Origin of the sequence: Brevibacillus daliensis (assembly GCF_021245735.1) — a bacterium.
Taxonomy (GTDB): Bacteria; Bacillota; Bacilli; order Brevibacillales; family Brevibacillaceae; genus Brevibacillus_B; species Brevibacillus_B daliensis.
Map to the genome: position 1 here is coordinate 1 of NZ_JAJISB010000065.1, position 2,628 is coordinate 2,628.

A 2,628-nucleotide genomic window follows, 5' to 3' on the forward strand; every position below is an offset into this window, starting at 1 on the left:
ACTTAACTTTTTTGTGTCCAAGATATTGACTCAGATCCAATAGTTGTTTTAAACTATCTAGTTTAGAGACCTGGAGTTAGTATAGTTTCAAGGACACATCTTAGTTAAATTCTTGCAATGACCTGGAGGTTGTATAGTGTTTTTGAATTTATCAAAATACATTAATTACCAATTCTACATAACTTTAATGAACTCCTTCTGATTAACTTAATAATTTGAAAATTTAAAAAGAAAAGTTAATCGAAAATGTGTGTTTTAAATCTTTTTGTTAAAAGGGTATAACCCACATATTAATAAATTAACCAACTTTTTCATAATTTAGAGAGAACAAACATTCCTGTTCATTATATTTCTTTGTAGGAAATCTATATTTTCTACAATGGTTTTCTTTATTTTATTAGGCATATAGCCCACTTCATCTGTGATTGTCTAATGACAACAACTTGGGTTATAATATGACAACAATTTGATAATTCCATTTCTCAATCGAATAAATGACAACAACTTAGGGTATAAAAATAGCATTATCCCTTGTTCATTGAAAGAAATGCTACAATTTTATCACCCAAGTTGTTATCACTAGACAGTGATTTTCTTATTTAACCGGATTTTTTCACAATTAACCGGACAATTTTTCAAATGAAACCAGGATCGACCATACGTATTTCAAAATTTATATCATTAAAAGGATGGAACCATTGCAATCCCATCCTAAAAATTCTTCAATACTATCAATTCCATTCCACGAGTGACGGAATCCGAAGCATACCAGCTTTAGTTAAATTCCTATATTTCACACGACACTTGATCGGCTTGATAAAAATAAATTTATGATCCTCTGATATAACTTGATGCTTGAGATATAGTTTCTTCCGTTCTGCTGTTGACATTAATTCCATTAGCCCAGCAGGTTTGCCGTCTAGGAAGCTCAGTAGCAGACCAAATTCACCTTTTCTAAATCCTGAAATCATCACATCATCGTATTTATAATTAATAACCTTTAACCATGATTGACTGCGTTTTCCCAACTCATAGCGTGAGTCTTTACGTTTCATCACTATGCCTTCTAAATCTTGCTGTTGGACCAAATTAAAGTAAGTAGAGCCGTTGCCTTCGATATATTTTATTTTAGCGACTATGCTGGTATCCTGGGTGATAATTTCATCAAGCAACTGCTTCCTCTCTATTAAGGGTAGCAAAGTTACCATCTTTCCATTATATTGAATTACGTCAAAAACAACGTAACTTAAAGTGCAATTTTTTAAAATGTTTCGTTTTGACATGAATCTGCTCATCATTGCTTCAAAGTCTGGTTTCCCGTATGGATCAGTAACGATTATCTCGCCATCTAAAACAGTTCCATTGGGGATATCAACTTTTAATAATTCCGGAAACTTAGCCGTTACCTCATTGTTATGGCGAGTATATAGCCTTACTTTTTCATCAAATTTTGAAAGTATTAACCTAATTCCATCTAGCTTTAATTCCGTTATATATGAATCATCATCAAAGGGTTCATTTTTTTTCTGTAATAACATTGGTGCAAAAAACACTTAAACCACCTCAAAATAATTGTAACTACAATTACCCATGGATTCATTGGTGATTAATTGTCATTTATGGAATTTCTCATTATGGGGTACCGTCAGGAAAATGCGGTTAACTTAACTAGTCAGAATGGGTGACTTTACAGTATTCAATGTAGAGTTGCCCATTCTTTTTATTTCATTAAAGCGCCCGATTGTTGAAGACCACTAAAGCTTTTATTAACTGGTTTAGTAAAAGAAGAAATATTGATATATTCATTTCCCTCTCTCAATAAACCGTTAGTTATTACTTAAAGTCCCACTTAGACAATTCTCTGCTTTATATCATTATGTATGTCCCAGTAATCTTCATCATTTAATAAGTCTAATTTGTTGCGTAGCCTGGTCAAATAGCCCCATCAGTTTTAATTAAATCCCTTCTCCCCTCTTACCGACTTCCACTAGCTAACCTTACCACCTCTTTTGTTGGTTATTTTACCTTCTTGCTAGATTGATTTTTGCTCTTATCTTTTTTGTTGTCAAATTTGCAAAAAAAGTAAATATTAGACTGTTTTCCTCCATAAATAACTTCAATTACTGTTTTGGTTTTTATTGGTTTATTTCTTGCGTTTTTTACCAAACCCGCTTTGGAAACAGTAAATTTATCAGCATCATTTGTTCGAAATATGATGTCGTTAGAGTTAGTTACATCCTTCTCTCTCCCGTCGGAAAATTTAGCAATTACGGAAATTTGACTTTCCACTCCAGTGAATAATGTATCATTTTTTACTGATGCTTTAATCTTAGAAAGAGTTGGATCTATTTGTTCTTTTTCTTCGTATTTACCATTGATAACATGTGTATTAAATAAAATGTGATCGATAACAGCCCTCATTAATAAGTTTGCAAAGATGTAGGGTATTAGGTACATTAATATTGATACTTCATCTGTATTAGGAAATAAAGCTGGAAAAAACTTTGGTGTAAGGTTTAAAAGTAAAAAAACTGCAGCACTATATTGATTTGCAACTTTTATTTTTTCTACTACATATTGAACATGTCTGGATCTGAGTCAATATCTTGGACACAAAAAAGTTAAGTG

2 protein-coding genes are annotated in these 2,628 nt (G+C 32.0%); both read right to left on the reverse strand.

Annotated elements, in window-relative coordinates; all coding sequences use genetic code 11:
• Positions 1-731: 731 nt before the first annotated feature.
• Positions 732-1,553, reverse strand: coding sequence for an ATP-dependent DNA ligase (locus tag LM917_RS24185; RefSeq protein WP_232700256.1), 822 nt, complete (start codon positions 1,551-1,553; stop codon positions 732-734).
• Between the two features lie 463 nt (positions 1,554-2,016).
• Entirely contained in the window at positions 2,017-2,421 is a 405-nt protein-coding gene (locus LM917_RS24190; RefSeq protein WP_232700257.1) for a hypothetical protein, read from the reverse strand.
• Positions 2,422-2,628 lie beyond the last annotated feature (207 nt).